The 17,779-nt window shown below is 65.7% G+C and carries 21 protein-coding genes; 10 read left to right on the forward strand and 11 right to left on the reverse strand.

Features of this window, described 5'->3' with window-relative positions:
- Positions 1-13: 13 nt before the first annotated feature.
- From Har1131_RS06270 to Har1131_RS06285, 4 genes are read right to left on the reverse strand one after another with little or no spacing between them, the layout of a single operon-like run.
- Positions 14-664 carry a class I SAM-dependent methyltransferase gene (locus tag Har1131_RS06270; protein WP_151145524.1) on the reverse strand — a complete coding sequence of 217 codons (651 nt, stop codon included), beginning with the start codon at positions 662-664 and terminating at the stop codon, positions 14-16.
- Positions 661-1,557, reverse strand: coding sequence for a thiamine-phosphate synthase family protein (locus Har1131_RS06275; protein ID WP_014041004.1), 897 nt, complete (start codon positions 1,555-1,557; stop codon positions 661-663). The genes Har1131_RS06270 and Har1131_RS06275 overlap by 4 nt, the downstream gene beginning before the upstream one ends.
- Before the next feature lie 32 nt (positions 1,558-1,589).
- Complete coding sequence (dcd, locus tag Har1131_RS06280) at positions 1,590-2,177, reverse strand: dCTP deaminase (protein ID WP_008312536.1); 588 nt, start codon at positions 2,175-2,177, stop codon at positions 1,590-1,592.
- Between the two features lie 41 nt (positions 2,178-2,218).
- Positions 2,219-2,941 (reverse strand): YIP1 family protein, encoded by a 723-nt coding sequence (locus Har1131_RS06285; protein ID WP_225308087.1) that lies wholly within the window; start codon positions 2,939-2,941, stop codon positions 2,219-2,221.
- Positions 2,942-3,039: 98 nt separating this feature from the next.
- On the opposite strand from Har1131_RS06285, the gene pth2 reads away from it, so the two are divergent.
- The 3 genes from pth2 (at position 3,040) to psmB (ending at position 4,874) form a co-directional block, all read left to right on the forward strand.
- Positions 3,040-3,378 carry a peptidyl-tRNA hydrolase Pth2 gene (gene pth2 / locus Har1131_RS06290; protein WP_146417035.1) on the forward strand — a complete coding sequence of 113 codons (339 nt, stop codon included), beginning with the start codon at positions 3,040-3,042 and terminating at the stop codon, positions 3,376-3,378.
- A 69-nt stretch (positions 3,379-3,447) separates the two neighbouring features.
- Positions 3,448-4,182, forward strand: a complete 735-nt coding sequence (gene psmA, locus Har1131_RS06295; protein WP_007188840.1) for an archaeal proteasome endopeptidase complex subunit alpha — start codon at positions 3,448-3,450, stop codon at positions 4,180-4,182.
- Positions 4,182-4,874 carry an archaeal proteasome endopeptidase complex subunit beta gene (psmB, locus tag Har1131_RS06300; RefSeq protein WP_151145527.1) on the forward strand — a complete coding sequence of 231 codons (693 nt, stop codon included), beginning with the start codon at positions 4,182-4,184 and terminating at the stop codon, positions 4,872-4,874. Before psmA ends, psmB begins: the two co-directional genes overlap by 1 nt.
- A 56-nt stretch (positions 4,875-4,930) precedes the next feature.
- On the opposite strand, the gene Har1131_RS06305 is transcribed toward psmB, so the two are convergent.
- The 5 genes from Har1131_RS06305 to tenA form a co-directional block, all read right to left on the reverse strand.
- A complete protein-coding gene (locus Har1131_RS06305; protein WP_151145530.1) occupies positions 4,931-5,326 on the reverse strand; it encodes a universal stress protein in 396 nt (131 codons plus the stop codon).
- A gap of 83 nt (positions 5,327-5,409) precedes the next feature.
- Positions 5,410-5,538 (reverse strand): hypothetical protein, encoded by a 129-nt coding sequence (locus Har1131_RS22480; protein ID WP_004957827.1) that lies wholly within the window; start codon positions 5,536-5,538, stop codon positions 5,410-5,412.
- Positions 5,535-7,043: a sodium:solute symporter family protein gene (locus Har1131_RS06310; RefSeq protein ID WP_151145533.1), complete on the reverse strand. Its 1,509-nt coding sequence runs from the start codon at positions 7,041-7,043 to the stop codon at positions 5,535-5,537. The genes Har1131_RS22480 and Har1131_RS06310 overlap by 4 nt, the downstream gene beginning before the upstream one ends.
- A complete protein-coding gene (locus tag Har1131_RS06315) occupies positions 7,044-7,808 on the reverse strand; it encodes a TenA family protein (protein WP_151145535.1) in 765 nt (254 codons plus the stop codon).
- Positions 7,805-8,464 (reverse strand): thiaminase II, encoded by a 660-nt coding sequence (gene tenA / locus Har1131_RS06320; protein ID WP_146417038.1) that lies wholly within the window; start codon positions 8,462-8,464, stop codon positions 7,805-7,807. The genes Har1131_RS06315 and tenA overlap by 4 nt, the downstream gene beginning before the upstream one ends.
- A gap of 196 nt (positions 8,465-8,660) precedes the next feature.
- Between tenA and Har1131_RS06325 the strand changes: the two genes are divergently transcribed.
- The gene (locus Har1131_RS06325) at positions 8,661-9,584 is read left to right on the forward strand and encodes a thiamine-phosphate synthase family protein (RefSeq protein WP_014040995.1); all 924 of its coding nucleotides are present in this window, start codon (positions 8,661-8,663) and stop codon (positions 9,582-9,584) included.
- Between the two features lie 21 nt (positions 9,585-9,605).
- Here Har1131_RS06325 and Har1131_RS06330 read toward each other — a convergent pair whose 3' ends face one another.
- On the reverse strand, positions 9,606-10,577 hold the full coding sequence (locus tag Har1131_RS06330) for a C-terminal binding protein (protein WP_014040994.1): 972 nt from the start codon (positions 10,575-10,577) through the stop codon (positions 9,606-9,608).
- A gap of 159 nt (positions 10,578-10,736) precedes the next feature.
- Here Har1131_RS06330 and Har1131_RS06335 point away from each other — a divergent pair, with 159 nt between their 5' ends.
- Together Har1131_RS06335 and Har1131_RS06340 are read left to right on the forward strand one after the other, a co-directional pair.
- On the forward strand, positions 10,737-12,140 hold the full coding sequence (locus Har1131_RS06335) for a short-chain fatty acid transporter (RefSeq protein WP_151145538.1): 1,404 nt from the start codon (positions 10,737-10,739) through the stop codon (positions 12,138-12,140).
- A 78-nt stretch (positions 12,141-12,218) separates the two neighbouring features.
- Positions 12,219-13,568: an MFS transporter gene (locus Har1131_RS06340; RefSeq protein ID WP_151145541.1), complete on the forward strand. Its 1,350-nt coding sequence runs from the start codon at positions 12,219-12,221 to the stop codon at positions 13,566-13,568.
- Positions 13,569-13,581: 13 nt separating this feature from the next.
- Here Har1131_RS06340 and Har1131_RS22485 read toward each other — a convergent pair whose 3' ends face one another.
- A complete protein-coding gene (locus Har1131_RS22485) occupies positions 13,582-13,710 on the reverse strand; it encodes a hypothetical protein (RefSeq protein ID WP_255355537.1) in 129 nt (42 codons plus the stop codon).
- 146 nt (positions 13,711-13,856) lie between these two features.
- Here Har1131_RS22485 and truD point away from each other — a divergent pair, with 146 nt between their 5' ends.
- From truD to Har1131_RS06360, 4 genes are all read left to right on the forward strand, one after another.
- The gene (gene truD, locus Har1131_RS06345) at positions 13,857-15,239 is read left to right on the forward strand and encodes a tRNA pseudouridine(13) synthase TruD (protein ID WP_151145544.1); all 1,383 of its coding nucleotides are present in this window, start codon (positions 13,857-13,859) and stop codon (positions 15,237-15,239) included.
- A 70-nt stretch (positions 15,240-15,309) separates the two neighbouring features.
- Positions 15,310-16,005 (forward strand): phosphoribosyltransferase, encoded by a 696-nt coding sequence (locus Har1131_RS06350; protein WP_014040990.1) that lies wholly within the window; start codon positions 15,310-15,312, stop codon positions 16,003-16,005.
- 398 nt (positions 16,006-16,403) lie between these two features.
- Complete coding sequence (locus tag Har1131_RS06355) at positions 16,404-17,066, forward strand: hypothetical protein (RefSeq protein WP_014040988.1); 663 nt, start codon at positions 16,404-16,406, stop codon at positions 17,064-17,066.
- Positions 17,067-17,399: 333 nt separating this feature from the next.
- The gene (locus Har1131_RS06360) at positions 17,400-17,660 is read left to right on the forward strand and encodes a hypothetical protein (protein ID WP_151145547.1); all 261 of its coding nucleotides are present in this window, start codon (positions 17,400-17,402) and stop codon (positions 17,658-17,660) included.
- Positions 17,661-17,779 lie beyond the last annotated feature (119 nt).

Below are 17,779 nucleotides of genomic sequence, written 5' to 3' on the forward strand. Positions count from 1 at the left end.
GAACCCGCGTGCGCTACGCGACGGTCCCGCTGATCAGGCCGACGAACCCGCCGGCCATCGTCTCGTAGCGGCGCGCAACCGTCCGCTCGGTGAGCCGTTCGCGGGCCGCCCGCACCCGTCGCTCGAACGCGCTGACGTGTGACTGTCTGGACAGGCGCGTTCCCGGCGCGGAGAGGCGGACGAACCCCTCGAACGCGAGGTTCAACGGTGCGGCGAGAGCGCTGGGGCTTCGCTGGAAGTTCAGCAGGGCGACACGGCCGCCCGGGCCAACGCTGTCACACCACGCGTCGACGGCCGAAGCGGGGTCTTCGAAGATACCGGCAACGAATGTCGCCAGGACGGCATCCGCCGCTCGAACTGGCGGGCGGGCGGCGTCGGCCTGCACGTAATGAACGGTCTCGCCGGTTCTCGCGGGCCGTTCGCGTGCGCGGTCGAGCATCGCTCGGGTCACATCGATGCCGACGACCCGACCCGACGGCCCGACTCGCTCGCGGAGGACCGGCACGTTCGCCCCGGTCCCACAGCCCATCTCGACGACGGTGTCGCCGGGCGAGAGCGCCAGCGCGTCCGCCGTCCGGTCGCGCCAGGACGCCACGCCGGGGGCATTCGCTACCCAGTCGTACACTCGCGCCCACCGGCCGTAGAATGATTGCGCGTCGGTCACAGGATTTCGCGCGCCGTTTCAGCGACCGACACAGCGTCGTCCCCGAGCAGGTACACCACCGGCTCGATGCCCATCGCGCCGGTGTGGTAGAGCACGTCGGCCCCCGGGTCGTCAGCCAGCGCGGCCGCAACGGCCGGCTCGACGCTCTCCTCGGCGTCGAACTCGACCACGGTCCGACCGGCATCTCGAAGTGCGGTCACGACACCGTCGTCGTAGCGGACGTTCAACACTGCGCGGGCGTCGCTTCCGGCGGCCCGCGCCGCCAGCAACAGCGACGCGACGTGCTCGCTGACGCCGAACTCCGGATCCGCCGGAATCGTTGCCCGTCCTTTCACGTCGAGAATCCGCCCCGGGACGGCGGCCACGTCCTCGATGCTGTCGGCCTCGGGGAGACACTGGACGAGGTTCGACCCGACCGCCGGGATGAGCGTCGCGAACCCGCTGGTGTTTTCCAGCACGCTGAGCCCCCGCCGCACCGACGCGAGCGTCCGCTCGGCCGACCGGAGCTGCGAGTCCGGGTCGTGGACAGCGAACTCGTCGTCGTAGTCGCCCAGCTCTGGGACCGCGTCCTCGTGTAACTGCGCGAGGACGCCGCCCTGTTCGAGTTCGCGGATGAACACTTCCGTTTCGACCAGCGCCTGAACGGAACTCATATCGCCGTCGGCCAGCCCGTCGGCCAGTCGCTCGACCAGTTCCTCCAGCCCGCGGTGGGCCAGCAGGTCGTCGTGGCGCGCCACGTCGCCGTGGACGTACTTCGAGACCGCACTCTGGCTGATGCCCAGCAGGTCAGCGACTTCGGACTGTGTCAGCCCGCGCTCTCTGAGGGCGTCGGCCAGCAGCGAGCGAAACGTCGGCAGGAAGTCGTCGACGACGATTTCCTCGATGAACCGCATCTATCGCCGCCCTCCACCGTGAGCCGTCCCGTTCATTGGTCGCCCCCGAATTCTCTATCTCCCTGTATCTTGCTCGCCTGCGGTCCGGACTGGCCCTGGTACTTCGAGCCGCGTTCGGCCCCATACGGGCGGTCGGCGGGTGTCTTGAGTTCGGTAAAGGTGAGCTGCGAGATTCGCATTCCGGGCGTGAGCGCAACGGGCGCAGTGCCGAGGTTCGACAGTTCGAGGGTAATCTGGCCCTCGTAGCCGGGGTCACACAGGCCGGCCGTCGCGTGTACCACAATCGCAAGTCGGCCCAGCGAGGAGCGCCCTTCGACGTGGGCGATGAGGTCGTCGGGGATGGCGACGCGCTCGTGGGTCGTCCCCAGCACGAAGTCGCCGGGGTGGAGGATGAACTCCTCGTCTTCCTCGACGACAGTCTCCTCGACGTAGTCGGCGACTTCGTCCTCGGAGTTCGGGTGGATACAGGGGATGTTGGCGTGCTGGAACTCCAGGAACTCACGACCGAGACGGAGGTCGACGCTGGCCGGCTGAATCTGGATGTCCGGGTCGTCGAGCGGTTCGACGACGAGGTCTCCCTGTTCCAGCCGCCGGAGAATATCCGCATCTGAGAGTATCATGACAGTGGCGTGTGCGGCCGGAAGCCTAAACTCCCCGATTCTCAGGAGGCAATCACGGGGAGCGTCGCGGCGATGACGGCGATGGCGACTGCCGCGTACCTGCTGATCTCGTGGACGACCCGGAGGCCGCCAGCCCAGACGTACGCCTGCCAGGCCGCTGTCCCGACCTGTATTGCGAGAAATACGAGTCCGGAGAGGCCGTTCTGTAGACGCCGTACCTGTTCGAGTAGGAACTCCGGCGAGGACGCGGAGAGGTCGGTGGTGGCAGCGAAGAAGACGAGTGCAGCACCGCCAGCGGCAACGCCGACAACGGACGGGAGCAGTCCCCAGGCGGTGATCTCTGCCGTCTCGCCGAACCGCCCGGAGCCGCCGGCTAGCTTTGCGCCGACATACAGCCCGATCATCAGTCCGATCCAGGCGATAATCAAGCCGAAAAACAGTCTTGGAAGGGCCCTAGTCGCGTAGTCCCAGATGAACGACCCGACTTCGACGGTCTGTGTCGCCGGTTCGTCACAGCCGGACACGGTTATTCCGCCGACGCCGCCGTCTTCGCACAGCTGTTCCGGCGGCCGTGCGGGGTTGTCTCGCTCGACGGTGCCGGTGAACTGGTCAGCGAACAGCCGGAGCGCGACTCCGAGAACGATTGTGACGACGACAGCGATGCCGAGAGCGAGGCCGCCGCCACGGAGTCCGTTCAGCCGGTCACGTCGCTGTTCGAAGAACGCGCCCGGTCGCAGGAGGAACGTTCGGATGATGGAGGGCATCTCCGGGGTGTGCTCGGCCACGGCGTATGTACTCTGTGGTATGTGCAACCGTGGAGGGAGTCCGACGGGCGTTTAAGTACGGGTGGCCATGTAATCGTATGAAGCAGGCTATCGTCGCGCGGACCGACATCGGCATGGGCGAGGGCAAGCTCGCCGCCCAGGTTGCCCACGCCTCGCTGTCGGCCTACGAAGACGCCGGCCCGAAACCCCGGAAAGCCTGGAAGGGCGCGGGGCAGAAGAAAGTCGTCCTGAAGGTCACCAGCGAGTCCGAGCTGTTCGAACTCGCGGACGTGGCCGAGCGCGAAGGCCTGCCGCATGCGGTCGTCCGAGACGCCGGCCACACACAGCTCGACCCGGGAACCGTCACGGCACTCGCCGTCGGCCCCGCCGAGGACGAGCTGGTGGACCGCGTCACCGGCGACCTGCCGCTGTTCTGAGGGCAGCGGTCCGCGATACGGTTATATAAGAGCAACCCTAACCTCAGGTGAACAACAACACGATACATCATGCAAGGAAACGAACAACAGGCCTACGACCGCGGGATTACCATCTTCTCCCCGGACGGACGCCTCTATCAGGTCGAGTACGCACGAGAAGCCGTCAAGCGCGGAACCGCGAGCGTCGGGGTCCGCACCGAGGACGGCGTGGTCATCGCCGCTGACCGCCACGCCCGGTCCCCGCTCATCGAGCGCGACAGCATCGAGAAGATCCACGAGATCGACTCCCACGTCGGCGTCGCCAGCGCGGGCCATGTGGCCGACGCGCGCCAGCTCATCGACGTGGCGCGCCGCCAAGCCCAGGTCAACCGTCTGCGCTACGACGAGCCCGCCTCCGTCGAGTCGCTGACGAAGGAGATTACGGACTACATCCAGCAGTACACCCAGACCGGCGGCGCACGCCCGTTCGGTGTGGCGCTACTCGTCGCTGGTATCGAGGACGGCGAACCCCGGCTGTTCGAGACAGACCCCTCGGGAACGCCCTACGAGTGGCAGGCAGTCGCCATCGGCGGCTCCCGCGAGGACATCCAGACGTTCCTCGAAGACGAGTACGCCGAGGAGATGGACCTCGAAGCCGGCATCGAACTCGCGCTCCGGGCGCTGGCCTCGGTCAACGAGGACGGCCTCGACGCGACCGGCGTCGACATCGCCACCATCGACGTGGAAAGCGAGCAGTTCGAAAAGCTCGCCGAGGACGACATCGCCGAGCGCCTGGAAGAGTTCGAACTCGGAGGTGAGAACTGATGTACGACCCCGAGAACCGACTGACCGACGCCTACGAACCCGAGGTCGGCAACCTGCCGAACGAGGACGGCGGCCGCGACGAGGAGAACGTCGTCAAGACCGGGACGACGACCGTCGGCATCTCGACGGAGAACGGCGTCATCATCGCGACGGACCGCCGCGCCTCGCTGGGCGGCCGTTTCGTCTCGAACAAGCAGGTCCAGAAGGTCGAGCAGATCCACCCGACGGCCGCGATGACGCTGGTCGGCAGCGTCGGCGGGGCCCAATCGTTCATCCGCTCGCTGCGCGCCGAGGCCGACCTCTACGAGGTCCGCCGCGACGAACCGCTCTCGATTCACGCGCTGGCGACGCTCGCGGGTAACTTCGCCCGCGGTGGCCCGTACTTCGCCATCAACCCGATCGTCGGCGGCGTCGACGAAGAAGGCAGCCACGTCTACAGCGTCGACCCAGCTGGCGGCGTGCTCGAAGACGACTACACCGTCACCGGCTCCGGGACGATGGTCGCGACGGGGACCATCGAAGGGCAGTACGACCCCGAGATGAGTCTCTCCGAGGCCCGCGACCTGGCCATCCGTGCGGTCAACGCCGCGGCCGAGCGTGACACCGGGTCCGGCAACGGTGTCGTGCTCGCGGAAATCACCGGCGAGGGTGTCGAGATCGACGCCTTCGACGACTACGAGTCGGCCGAATAACTCGGCTGCCTCGGCTTCGGTTTCTTTGCAGTTAGTTGCCAACGGCCAGTGGCTACTCACTCCCGCGGAACGACCCGCATCGGGTAGTCTGACTGTCGCATGATATTTTGGGCGACGCTGCCGAAGATGAGGCGGTCGGTCTGGCTCCGTTTCCGGACGCCGATGACGAGTTCGTCCGCATCGACCTCCTCGGCGATGTCGAAGATATCCTCAGCCGGGCTGTTCCCCCGGATTATCTGGTAGGTCTCGACGGACACCTGGTCGCCCAGACGGTCCGAGACGACTTCGAGTGCGGCCTTCCCGTCGGCAACCGCATCCGGTGGCGTCCTGTCTCCGCCCGGTTGTGAGTTGACCGCGTATACGCTGTCGTCCGGGTCGAGGACGTCTTCGAGGTACGAACACAGTGTCTGGCTGACTGTCTCGGAATTGGTTGCGAGCACGAAAGTCTGCATATGCGACGTTCCTCACCCATCATGATAAGTATATGTCTTGTTACCACGAAACGCCGTATATCCGGACTCTCACGGTCGCCGGACTACTCGGTCAGGACCAGCCAGCCGACGGCGAGAAAGACAGCGAGCACAAGCAGAATCGACCCCCAGGCCAGCGCCGCGAACGCCGTCGACCCGAGCGCGGCGAGGGGGAGGACGGCTGGTAGCGTCATTGCTCGGACCCCCCGTCGGCCACCGGATCGTCAAGCGCACGGACCTCCCGGCCGAGGCTTTCGAGGTCGGCGTCGGCCCCGCCGAGAAGCGTCGCAACCACGGTGAGGGCGGCCGAGACGAGCGTCGCGCCGGCGAAGGCAATGAGGAACGACGGCGCTGGCAGCATACTCCCGACGCCCGGTATCGCGGCTATGAGGCCACGGAGCGACGGGAAGTACGTGAACCCGACGAGTAATCCTGCGATGCCAGAGACCAGCGCGCCCGGTCCGGTGAGCCGCTCGGTGTAGAGTCCGGCGAGGAAGGGCACGAAGACGCCGGCCGCAAGCAGGTCAGCTGTCAGGAACAACTGGAGGACGCTGTACCCCTGCGCGCCGATGAACATCGCGGCGAGCGCGACAGCGACTGTCAGCCCGCGGCCGCCGAGCCACAGGGTCCGCTGGTCGGAGTCGTCCAGTAGTCGAGCGAGGTCGGCGGTGACAACGCTGGCGATAGCGTTGAACATCGTGTCAGCTGAACTCATCACAAGCAAGACGGCGAGGACGACGATGGCGAGGGTCACCCACGTCGGGAACGCCTCCGCCACCACGAGGAAGAAGGCGATACTGGCGGAGCCGGATTCTGTGAGGCCTAATCCCGCCGCGGCGATGCCGAACAGGCCGGACAGCAGGAGCATCGGGACGACGACGACGGCGGCGATACCCATGCCGCGACGGAGCGCGCCGTCACCGTCGGCGGCGTACACCCGCTGCCAGACGCCCTGATTCAGCATGTTCGCACCTAAAAGGGCGAAGGCCACGTACAGCCCGAACTCCAGGCCGGGGCCGAATCCGGGGTCCAGCAGCGTCGGGTCGGCCGACACCACCGTCGCGTGGAACTCGCTCGTCCCGCCCAGCGAGAGGAGCGCGCCGCCGAAGCCGACGGCCAGAAGCGGCAGGATGACCAGCGTCTGGACGGTGTCGGTGACGATGCTCGCAAGCAGGCCGCCGTAGGTCGTGTAGACGAGGACGAAGCCGCCGATGAGCAGCGAGGTCTGCCAGAGCGGCACGTCTGCGACGAGCGCGAGCGCGCCGGCGATGCCGGTCATCTCCGCAGCGAGGAAGATGAACATGTAGAACACCGAGACGAGCAGGACGAGCAGGTACATCCCGGAGCCAAAGCGAGCGTAGGCGAACTCCGTCAGCGAGTGGCCCGCGGGCATCACCTCGCGGATGCGAGCGCCGACTGGAATAAAGAGGAGAAGTGGAATCGCGCTGCCGATGGCGTAGCCCAGCACGGCGGGCAGCCCACCGAAGGCGGCCCCGGCCTCGGCGGGGCTCAGCAGAATCCAGACGCCCATCATCGACGCGATGACCGTCGCAGCGAGGGTCCCACTACCGGCCGAGTCACGGGCCGAGATGTACGTCTCCACCGAGTCGATTCGGCCGCGGGCGGCGAAGAGGCCGATGCCGGTGAACACGAGAACGGTCGCCGCGGTCAGACCGAGAACGATAGCTGAGGATACCATCTACGGGCTCACCTCGTGGTCGGGCGTCTCAGCGGTTTCCTCGTAGGCCGTCTCGAAGAACTGCTGTTCGAGCGTGATCGTGCGGTCGAACAGCGACGCGACGCGGGCCTCCCGGCGGGGCGAAAGCGTCGGCCCGACGGCGTCGAGTTCGCCCCGGAGCCAGTCGACGAACGCGACGAAGGAGTCGACGGCGTGGAGATCGACCCACTCGGCGAAGTAGAACGGCAGTCCCATCCCGGAGCTGGGGAGGCCGTCGCTGTCCGGGTCGCCGTGGGCCGCCGCGGCGGCCGTCGCCCACGACTCGTATATCCACTCTGCCGGGACAAGGACGGCCAGCGTCTCGGCGTAGCCCCCCTCTCGGGCGGCACGAGCGAGCAGGTCGATGAACGCCCTCGTCGCCGGCGTCTGCTCGGGGTCCTGCCAGCGCGAATCTTCGACGCCGAGTGCGGCAAAGGAGCGCTCGAAGTAGTCGTCTTCCTCGTCGGTCACGGTATCGAGGAACTCCACAAACTGGCGTTTGGCGGCCATGTCCGGGGCCTGCCCGACCGCGTGGCCGAACGTCCCGACGAGTTCGCCGACGAAGGCGTAGTCCTGTACCAGATACGCGGCGAACGCGTCCTCGTCGAGCGTGCCGGCCCCGAGTTCCTCGACGAACCGGTGCCCAACGGCGGCGTCCCAGTCCGGCTGACTCTGCTCCCGGAGCCAGTCGGTGAATCGGGGGTCTGTGACGCGGTCGGCGTACGCCGAGTACGTCTCGCCAGTCATAGCTCCCACCCCTCCTGCGTGTAGGCCATCTCCCAGAACCGGTGTTCGAGTTTCGCGCTCGTGCGGAACGCGTCTTCCATGGCGTCGTGTTGGCCGGGATAGCGCTCGCCACAGCGGTCGACGTACGCCCGACACCAGCCCGTCGCCTCGCGGAAGTCGTCGCTGGTGTACATCTCGATAAAGGGCGTGTACCGGTGCTCGCCGTCGGCCAGGTCGGCCATGTGTTCGGCCACGTCGAGGTACCCCTGCATACAGGGGTACAGCGCGGCGGCGATCTCCGCCTCGTGGCCCTCATAGGCCGTTCGGACGAGGAAGTTCGTGTACGCCAGACAGGTCGGAGCTTTCTCGGTAGACTCCAACTCACGACGCGAGATGCCGTAGTCCGACGCGAACTCCCGGTGGAGGTCCATCTCGGTGTCGAGCACCTGATGGGCGACCCCGAGCAGGTGCGTCATCGTCGATTCGTCGTTTGCCGTCGCGCCGGCGAGCGCGAACAGCCGCGCGTAGTCCTGCAGGTACCGGTAGTCCTGTTTCACCCAGTGCTCGAACGCCGCTTCGTCGAGTGTCCCGTCGGCCAGTTCGCGGACGAACGGGTGGTCCTTCTGTGCGTCCCAGATGTCTTCGCCGGTGTCGAGCAGGTGGTCGCTGAACGCCATTGGTGGCCAACACAACAACCTCCGACGTATTATATCCTGCTAATACAACCAAGTTGTAACAAGGTAATTCGTGACGCACACGGCGAACTCCGAGTACGAGCGGGCCCCTCCGGCTGTCTGCTTCCAGAACGCCGCAGTCGACCAGCAGCTTTCGTAGTCCAAACTGCTAAACGAACTACGGCCCTCACTTCTGGCAATGACACTGCAGTTGCCGAGCGAAATCGTGGTCGAGCGATTCCTCCCGACGGCCCGGGCGATGCTCGCCACGAGACTCGACGAGAAGGGGTGGACCCAGCAGGAGATCGCCGACCAGCTCGGAGTGACACAGGCCGCAGTAAGCAAGTACGGCAGCGGCTCGGTCACCGTAGAAGAGCGGTTTCGAGAGGACGCCCGGATGCAACAGACTATCGAGCGGATCGCCGACGGACTGGCCGCGGGCGAGATGGACGAGTTCGCGGTGCTTGGCGAACTGCTCGCCCTGGTACGGGAGTTCGAGGATAGGGGACCCATCTGTGCAGTCCACGAGGAGGAGATGCCGGCGCTACAGGGGATGGGCTGTGACCTCTGTGTTCGGGGAACAGATACCGCCGTGAAAGCGGAACGGGCCGTGCTGTCGTCGGTCCGGCGAGCCACGCGACTGCTGGCGGACAGCGCCGTCGTCGTCGACGCCATCCCGAACGTGGGGATGAACGTCGGCATGGCGCTGCCGGACGCCGGGGACGCCCTCGACGTGGCGGCGGTCCCCGGCCGGATTCACGATCTGCGGGGGCGGGTCAACGTCCCGTCGAACCCCGAGTTCGGCGCGTCGGAACACGTCGCGGGGACGATACTGGCGGCGATGGCCGTCGACCCCTCGCGCCGGGCGGCGCTCAATCTGAGCACTGACGAGGCGGTCCTCGACGCCGCCCACGAGCAGGGCATCGAGCTGCTGGAGTTCGACGCCGGCTACGAGGACCGGGACGAACGGCTCGAAGCGGCCTTCCGCGAACGCGGCGGCGTCCCCCGTGTCATCTACCACAGCGGCGCGTTCGGCATCGAACCGATAACCTACGTCTTCGGCGAGTCGGCGGTCGAGGCGGCCGAACTTGCGGTCGAACTCCTCGCCGAAGCCGACACATAACCGTCTCGGCCGCCGAGACCGTCAGAACCAGCCGGTCTCGGGGTCGACGGGGTTCTCCGGCTCCTCGCCCCGCAGTACCCGGATGACGTCTTCGGCCACGGTCTGTGTCAGTTCGACCCGGGACGCTTCGGAGTACCACGCGACGTGGGGGCTACAGACGACGCTGTCGAGGTCGTGCAGCGGCGAGTCACCGGGCGGTTCCGCCTCGCGAACGTCCAGTCCGGCCCCGCCGAGGTCGCCGCCGGCGAGCGCGTCGTACAGCGCCGTCTCGTCGACGAGCCCGCCCCTGGCCGTGTTTACGAGCAGCGCGTCGTCGCGCATCTGGTCGAGCGCGTCCGCGTCGATCATCCCCCGAGTCTCGTCGGTCAGCGGCGCGTGCAGCGAGACGATGTCGGAATCGGCCAGCAGCGTCCCGAACGTGACCGACTCGACGCCGAGGTCGCCCATCCGGTACTCGGGAACGTACGGGTCGTAGGCGACGACGTCCACGTCGAACCCCCGGAGCTTCGCGGCGAACCGGCTGGCGAGCTTGCCGAAGGCAACGAGGCCAACGGTGCTGCCGGCGAGGCGACGGACCGGCTGCCCGACCGACCACTCCCACTCGCCGCGCTTGACCGAGCGGTCGAACGTGGGTATCTTCCGCAGGCAGGCGAGTACGAGCGCGAACGTGTGGGTCGACACCTCTTCGACAGAGTACTCTGGGACGTTGACGACCGCCACGCCGGCCTCGACTGCCGCCTGGACGTCGATGTTGTCCACGCCGATGCCGGCCCGGCCCACCACTTTGAGCGAGTCGGCGGCGTCGATGACCTCGGCCGTGACCTGCGTGCCGGCGTCGACGATTAACGCGTCGGCGTCTTTCACTGCGCGTGCGACTGCCGCCGGCTCTTTCGCCGTTATCGTTTCGACAGTCGCGTCGACCGCGTTCAGCACCGCCGCCCGTGTCTCCCCGTCCATCACTTTGGTGTCAGAGACGACGACTTTGTATGACATACTCTGACTTGCTTCGGACCCGAGATAAAATCATCTGTCAGGATCGGTCCGGTCGTCGGAATCGCGTCACCGGACTGTGGCTGCACAGCGGTGACTAGCGGAGAACTGACAAAATAGCAGCAAACTTTTATGATATATTCGCGAGGAGGTGGCAACAGTATGTCGGCTGGTAACACAGATGAAACTTCCCTCGAACGTATCGGCTATCGACTCTCCGCGTGGGTGGAACGGTGGATGCCCAGTCCGTTCCTGTTCGCGCTCATCCTCAGCTACGTCGTGTTTCTGGCCGGTGTCGGCCTCACCGGGTCCGGCCCCGTCGAGATGGTCGGGTTCTGGTACGACGGCTTCTGGGCCTTCCTGACGTTCTCGATGCAGATGGTCCTCATCCTGATGACGGGCTTCGTCGTGGCGTACCACCCGCGTATCAACGCCGGCATCCGCCGGCTGACGGAGATTCCCAACACCGGGAAACAGGCGGTCGTTCTCGTCGGCCTGCTGACGATGCTGCTTGGCTGGGTTCACTGGGGACTGAGCCTCATCCTCGGCGCGATTTTCGCCCGGGAGATGGGCAAGACCGCCCACGAGAACGACATCGACGTTCACTATCCGGTCCTCTGTGTCGCGGGCTATCTCGGCCTCGGCCTCACCTGGCACTGGGGGCTGTCCGGGTCCGCACCGCTACTGCTTGCGACTGAGGGCAACGAGTTCATTCAGCAGGGCGTCATCGACGTGGTCGTCGCCGCCTCGGAGACCATCTTCCACCCGTACGGCCTCATACTGACTGCCCTCTCGATAGCCTACGCCCTCGTCGTCCTCTACGTCATCACGCCGACCGGCGACCAGGCACGGGGCATCACGCACTACATCCCCGAAGACGACCTGTTCGAGTCCGCAAGCGACGGCGGCGTGGAAGCGACTGCGACATCCAAGCAGGTCCCGGCCGAGCGCATCAACCACAGCCGCGTTCTCGGTGGGATTATCGGCCTGACCGGCATCGCGCTGGTCGCCTCGCAGTTCGTTCAGTCCGGCATCGACGCGCTCGGACTGAACATCGTCAATTTCGGCTTCCTGACGATTGGCATTTTCATCTACATGGACCCACAGACCTACCGGGAGAAGTTCGGCGAGGCGGCGACCGCCGCCTCGGGCATCGTGTTGCTGTTTCCCTTCTTCGCCGGCATCCAGGGGATGATGGCCACCTCCGGGCTGGCGCAGTTGATGGCCAACGCGCTCATCTCGGTCTCGACACCACAGACGTTCCCGGTCATCGCCTGGCTCACTGGTGCCACGGTCAACATTTTCGCACCGTCCGGCGGCGGTGAGTGGATCATTCTCGGGCCGCCGATTCTCGAAGCCGCGCAGAACCTCGGCGTCCCGGCCGGGCAGGCGACGATGGCCTACGCCGTCGGCGACGCCCACACGAACCTCCTGAACCCCTTCTGGGCGCTGCCGCTGCTCGCCATCACCCGCATCAAGGCCCGGGAGATGTTCGGCTACGCTATCGCGATGATGCTCGCGCTCACGCCGTTCCTGGCGGTCGTGCTGTTCGTCTTGCCGTACTGAGCAGGGACCCGGCGGGACAGCCGAGGCTGATTGCCTCTTCTTCGAGCGTTAAGTTGTTAGAGAAACTGCACTCCGATAATGGCAACCGAGACGGGAGCCGAGGAGGACGTGGACCTGCTCGACTCCTTCCGGCAGTTCTTCGCGCTGGAGCGGGACGTGCTCGTGCTGTCGCTGTCCATGCTGGCGTTCAGCCTCGCGTTCCAGATGACCAGCCGTTACATCCCCGAGTACATGCGGCTGTTGGGGGCCAGCGCCGGCGTCATCGGCCTGTACGGGAGCGTCGGGAACCTCATCAGCGCGGTGTATCCCTATCCGGGCGGCGCGGTGTCGGACCGCATCGGCTCGCGGCTGGCACTGACTGCCTTCGCGACGCTGGCGACGGTCGGCTTCGGTATCTGGTATCTCGCTTCGGTCGTCGGCGACATCACGCTCGGCGCGACGACGCTGCCGGCGTGGACGCTCGTGTTCGTCGGGCTCTTTCTCGCACAGGCCTGGAAGTCCTTCGGGCTGGGTGCGACCTTCGCCATCGTCAAACAGAGCGTCCCGTCACAGCGGCTTGCGATGGGGTTTGCCAGTACGGAGATGTTCCGCCGCATCGGCTTCTTGCTCGGGCCCCTCGCTGCCGCGGCGCTGCTCGCGACGACGGCGACCTTCGTCGATGGGTTCCAGCGCGTGCTACTGGTCGCGCTGGCCTGTGGTCTCGTCGCCACCGTTGCACAGCACTTCCTCTACGACGCCAGCGAGGACACGCTCGGAAAGTCCTTCGAGGGCATCGACCAGATACTCGCCGACCTGCGGACGATGCCGGCGACACTCCGACCGCTTCTGGTCGCCGATACGTTCGTCCGCTTCGCCAACGGTATGGTGTACGTGTTTTTCGTCATCGTGGTCACGGAATTTCTCTCGGTGGGGTTCACCGGCTTTGGCGTGGAGCTACGGCCCGACGCCTTCTTCGGCGTCCTGCTCGGCGTCGAGATGGTCGTCGCCATCCTCTCGATGGCTCCCGTCGCAAAGCTCACCGAGTGGGCCGGCCTCAAGCCCGCCGTCGCGCTGGGCTTTCTCGTCTACGCCGTGTTCCCGCTCTTGCTCATCTTCGCGCCGGGCAACCAGTGGGTGCTGGTGCTCCTGTTCGCGTTCTCCGGCCTGCGCTTTGCCGGCCTGCCCGCCCACAAGGCGCTCATCGTCGGCCCGGCAGAACAGGACGCTGGCGGCCGCGTCACCGGGACGTACTACCTGCTTCGGAACACGCTGGTCATCCCGAGCGCAGCGCTCGGCGGCTGGCTCTACGGGAGCGAGTGGGCAGTGCCCGTTGGCGATGTCGTCATACAGGCCGGTCCGGAACTGGCCTTCGGCGTCGCTACGGTCGTCGGCCTCGTCGGCGTCGTCTACTTCGCTATCTTCGGCCGGGAGTTCGAGGCCTACAGATAATCGCCGTGCCGGCCTACCACTCGTCGCGCGGCGGGAACTCCTCGCCACAGCGTGGACAGTACCGCATCGGCGCGCGGGACTCCTGACCGTCCCTGTCGAACGTTATCTCTCGTCCGCAACTCTCGCATGCTAGCTTTGGCATCGTGGTGCTCTCCGGTCGCCCGCATAGCCACGACCTGTAAACAGCTAGATTGTGTGTCGTGATAACACTAGGTGCGAGGAACGGCGTAAAACGAGGGTGCGTCCGCAAACGCCAGCCCTAAGCGCTGACCCGCAAACAGCCACACAATGCAAGCGGCCCACCCAATCGAGCGAGCGGTCGGTATGGAGTACTACGTCAGCGACGCCGACGGGGTGGGCGGCCACCTCCGCGCTTCCCCTGCGGACTTCCGGGTTCGGGAACTGGAGGCGTTCGGCACCGAACCGGTCGACGCCGACACCGGGGCGTATCCGCATCTCGTTTTCCGGGCGGAGCTTCGTAACTGGGAGACCAACGACTTTGCCAGCAAACTCTCCGACAGGCTGGGTATCTCCCGCGAGCGGGTGTCGTGGGCGGGAACGAAAGACAAGCGCGCGGTCACGACCCAGTTGTTCTCGGTAAAGGGAGTCGCAGCCGAGGACCTGCCGGAGATCGGCGGCACGGACATCGAGGTTATCGGCCGCGCCGGCCGCCCCATCCTCTTCGGCGATCTGGCGGGCAATGCCTTCGAGATTGTCGTCCGGGACACCGAGAACACCGACAACGCCGCCAGCGTGGTGGCCGACCTGCAGGCGTTCGCCAGCGGAGAGGACCCGACGGGGGACAGGGCCCGGTCCAGCGACGCCACGCTGCCAGACGGCGACACGACGGTCGGCGTCCCCAACTACTTCGGCCAGCAGCGGTTCGGGTCTCGCCGGCCGGTCACCCACGAGGTCGGGCTGGCCATCGCCCGCGGCGAGTGGAAGAACGCAGTCCTCGCCTACGTCGGAAACCCGGATGAGCGCGAACCGGAGTCGACGCAGGAGGCGCGAGCATACGTCGACGAAACCCACGACTGGGCCGGCGCGCTGGACAGGCTGCCCGGCGCGCTGGGTTACGAGCGCTCCATCTGTCACCGGCTGGTCGAGAACGGAGCCAGCGAGCCGGCGGACTTCCGCGAGGCGCTGGAGGCGCTGCCGTCGAACCTCCAGTCGCTGTTCGTCAACGCCGCCCAGTCCTACGTCTTCAACCGCATCCTTTCCGAGCGGCTGGACCGCGGGCTCCCCTTCGACCGGCCCGTGGAAGGCGACATAGTCTGTTTCCGTGACAGCGACGCACCCGAGGCCTTCCCGATTCCGGACGCCGACCGCACCCAGGAAGTCACTGCCAAGCGGCTGTCGACCGTTGAGCGCCACTGCGAGCGCGGGAGAGCGTTTGTCACCGCGCCGCTGGTCGGGACCGATACTGAGCTGGGCAGTGGCGAACCGGGCGACATCGCCCGTGAAGTCCTCGACGACGTCGGCCTCGAACAGGGCGACTTCGACCTCCCCGGCGCGTTCGACAGCGACGGGACGCGGCGGGCCATCCTGCTCCGAACGGACCTCGGTGTCGAGCGCGACGACGCCGACCTGACGTTCTCGTTCTCGCTGCCAAAGGGGAGCTACGCGACGGTCCTCCTCCGGGAGTTCCGGAAAGGCGACCCGAACGCGTAGCGGTTCAACCGTGCTCGGCAACTGATGCGGAATATGCAACGGTTAAGTCCGGCCACACACGCCATCTCGTATGGGCGAGCTACCGGATGAGTTCTCGTGTACCATCACCGACTGGGAGTACATCTACGGCCTCTGTCGAGACGTGGCTGACGACGTGAAGGCCGCCGAGTTCGAACCCGATGTGGTCGTCGCGCTGGCACGGGGCGGCTGGTTCGGCGGGCGCTGTCTCTGTGACTTCCTCGGGCTGGACGACCTGGCGAGCCTGAAAGTCGAACACTACGTCGGGACCGCGGCGAAAGGCGAGGAGGCGCAGGTGAAATACCCGCTGGCTGACGGCGCGGTCGAGGGGAAGGACGTGCTGGTCGTCGACGACATCGCCGACACTGGCCAGTCCATCGAAACGGCCGCCGAGTGCGTGCGCGACCGAAACCCGAGCAGCGTCCGGACAGCGACGCTCCAGTTGCTCCAGACCAGCGACCACGAGCCGGAGTTCGTCGGCGAGCGCCTTGAGGAGTGGACCTGGGTCGTCTACCCCTGGAACTTCGTCGAGGACATGGTCGAACTCGTCGCAGGCGTGATGGAAAAGAGCGACCAGCAGACCCATAACGAAGACGACATCCGTCAGCTACTGCGGGAGTACCACGGCGTCAGCCGCACGAATTTAGAGATCGCACAGCCGAATCGACTGGGCGAGGTCACGACCGAGATGGAGCGGCGCGGCGTCGTCGAATCGGTCGGCGACGGCTGGCAACTCACCGACGACTGAACCGGGCCACAAAGTGGCCCAACAGGTATCGCTCAGATCCGCTAGTCTCGTCGCTCACCATCGCTAGGCCCAGTACGCGCCTCCGCTAGCCAGGATAAAAATACGGTTAGCGACGCGTGCGACCGTCGTCCCGGACGTACTCTAACGCGCTGACGAACTGCTCTTTGTCGACCCGGCCTTCTGCCTCTTCGAGTCGCTCACGAATTTTCGTCGGAGTCATGTGTGTTGGTAACATGGAACTGTGTAGATATAACTCTTTCTCACCAGCTAACAGATTCGACACGGGGTGCGGGTCTGAAGTAGAGAGTAGCCCGTCCAGTAAGCCGTCAAACCGCTGTACTGAGACGAGAAGTCTGTCGAGGGAATATATTTAATACCCTGCTTACCCAACGGAAACTATGGCCGCTTACGGCCGGCCGTCACTTCGAGACCTGTTCGATGAATCACCGACGCCGCACATCGCGCATCCGCCGCGGAGTCACCATCGAGACTTCTACGTTGCCACAGACGGGTCGTTCAGGCCCCACGGCGGCACGACATCGCCCGACAGCGATTCGGACAGCCCGACAGGCGGGCTGGGTGTCGTCGTCGAAACGCTCGACGGTGAGCGCGTCGTCAGGCTGTCTGTCCCAGACACCTGCCCCGACAACAACGTCGCGGAGTACCGGGCGCTCCATCTGGGGCTCGACGTGCTTGCGAGACGGGCCCCGCCCAACGCCCGCGTCGGCCTGCTCATCGACCACGACCAGCTCGCCGAGAACGTGAACGCGGAGGTGCTGGCCTCCCATGGCTCCGCTTACGACCCGCCACACTCCGTGTCGGTCCCGCCGGCAACGGGACTGCACTGGCGCGGAATCCAGGCACGTATCAACGGGTTCGGCGAGGTCCGTGCCGCACGGATCTCCGGCGACCGTAACCCCGCTCATCCGCTGGCGAACGCACCCGACCAGTACGCTCACGTCAACGGCGAGCCGGACCGATGTGTCCTCCCTGACGCGCCGACGGTAAACGAACGCGTCCCGCCGCCATCACGCGCGGAGCGTGGCGGCGCATCTGACTGACGGAGCGCACCGGCACCCCTGCCGGCCACGGTATCCCATTCTCTCACGCCGCTGCCGACAGTAGCACGTAGCCGTACCAGCCCTTCGACCGGCACACAGCTGTCGTACCTGAAATATCACATACGACCGCGATTCTGTGGATAAATCTGACCACAGCCAGAAAACATCGTAACTGGTGGTTCCGAGGCTCTCTGTCAGTCACGTTTCACAGAAGATAATCGCTATAAGTTATGTAGATAGTTGGAACCATTCTAGCGTACGTTTGGGGAACGTCACACAGACCAAATTTTATATATTAGAAATGAGATAGTATGCAGTGGGAGGTGAGCAACGTTGAGTACCAGAACTGACGGACCGGACGGTTTCAGCGGACAGTACGTCGAGCAGCTGTTGCCGCGTCAGTCGCCGACGCGGCACGACCTCGTTCTCGCCGTCATCCCCGCGGTGTTCGTCCTCACACTCGTCGCCGCGGTCGTTCTGGGCCTCTCGATGCAGGTAGCGATCGCTGGCGCATCAGTTGTCGGTGCTGTGGCGGTCATTGACGCACTCTTCGTCCACCCACCGACCCGCGGCCGACGGCGAGACGATACGTGACATCGCGTTCCGGCGACGGGCCTGAACGCTATGTTCTGACGGATGATTCCGACCTAGCTCGAAAAAAGCAGTCGCTAGTCGTTACTCCTGCTGTGCGTCGACGACAGCGACGCCCGCAA

It is taken from the genome of Haloarcula sp. CBA1131 (assembly GCF_008728975.1).
Lineage (GTDB): Archaea > Halobacteriota > Halobacteria > Halobacteriales > Haloarculaceae > Haloarcula > Haloarcula hispanica.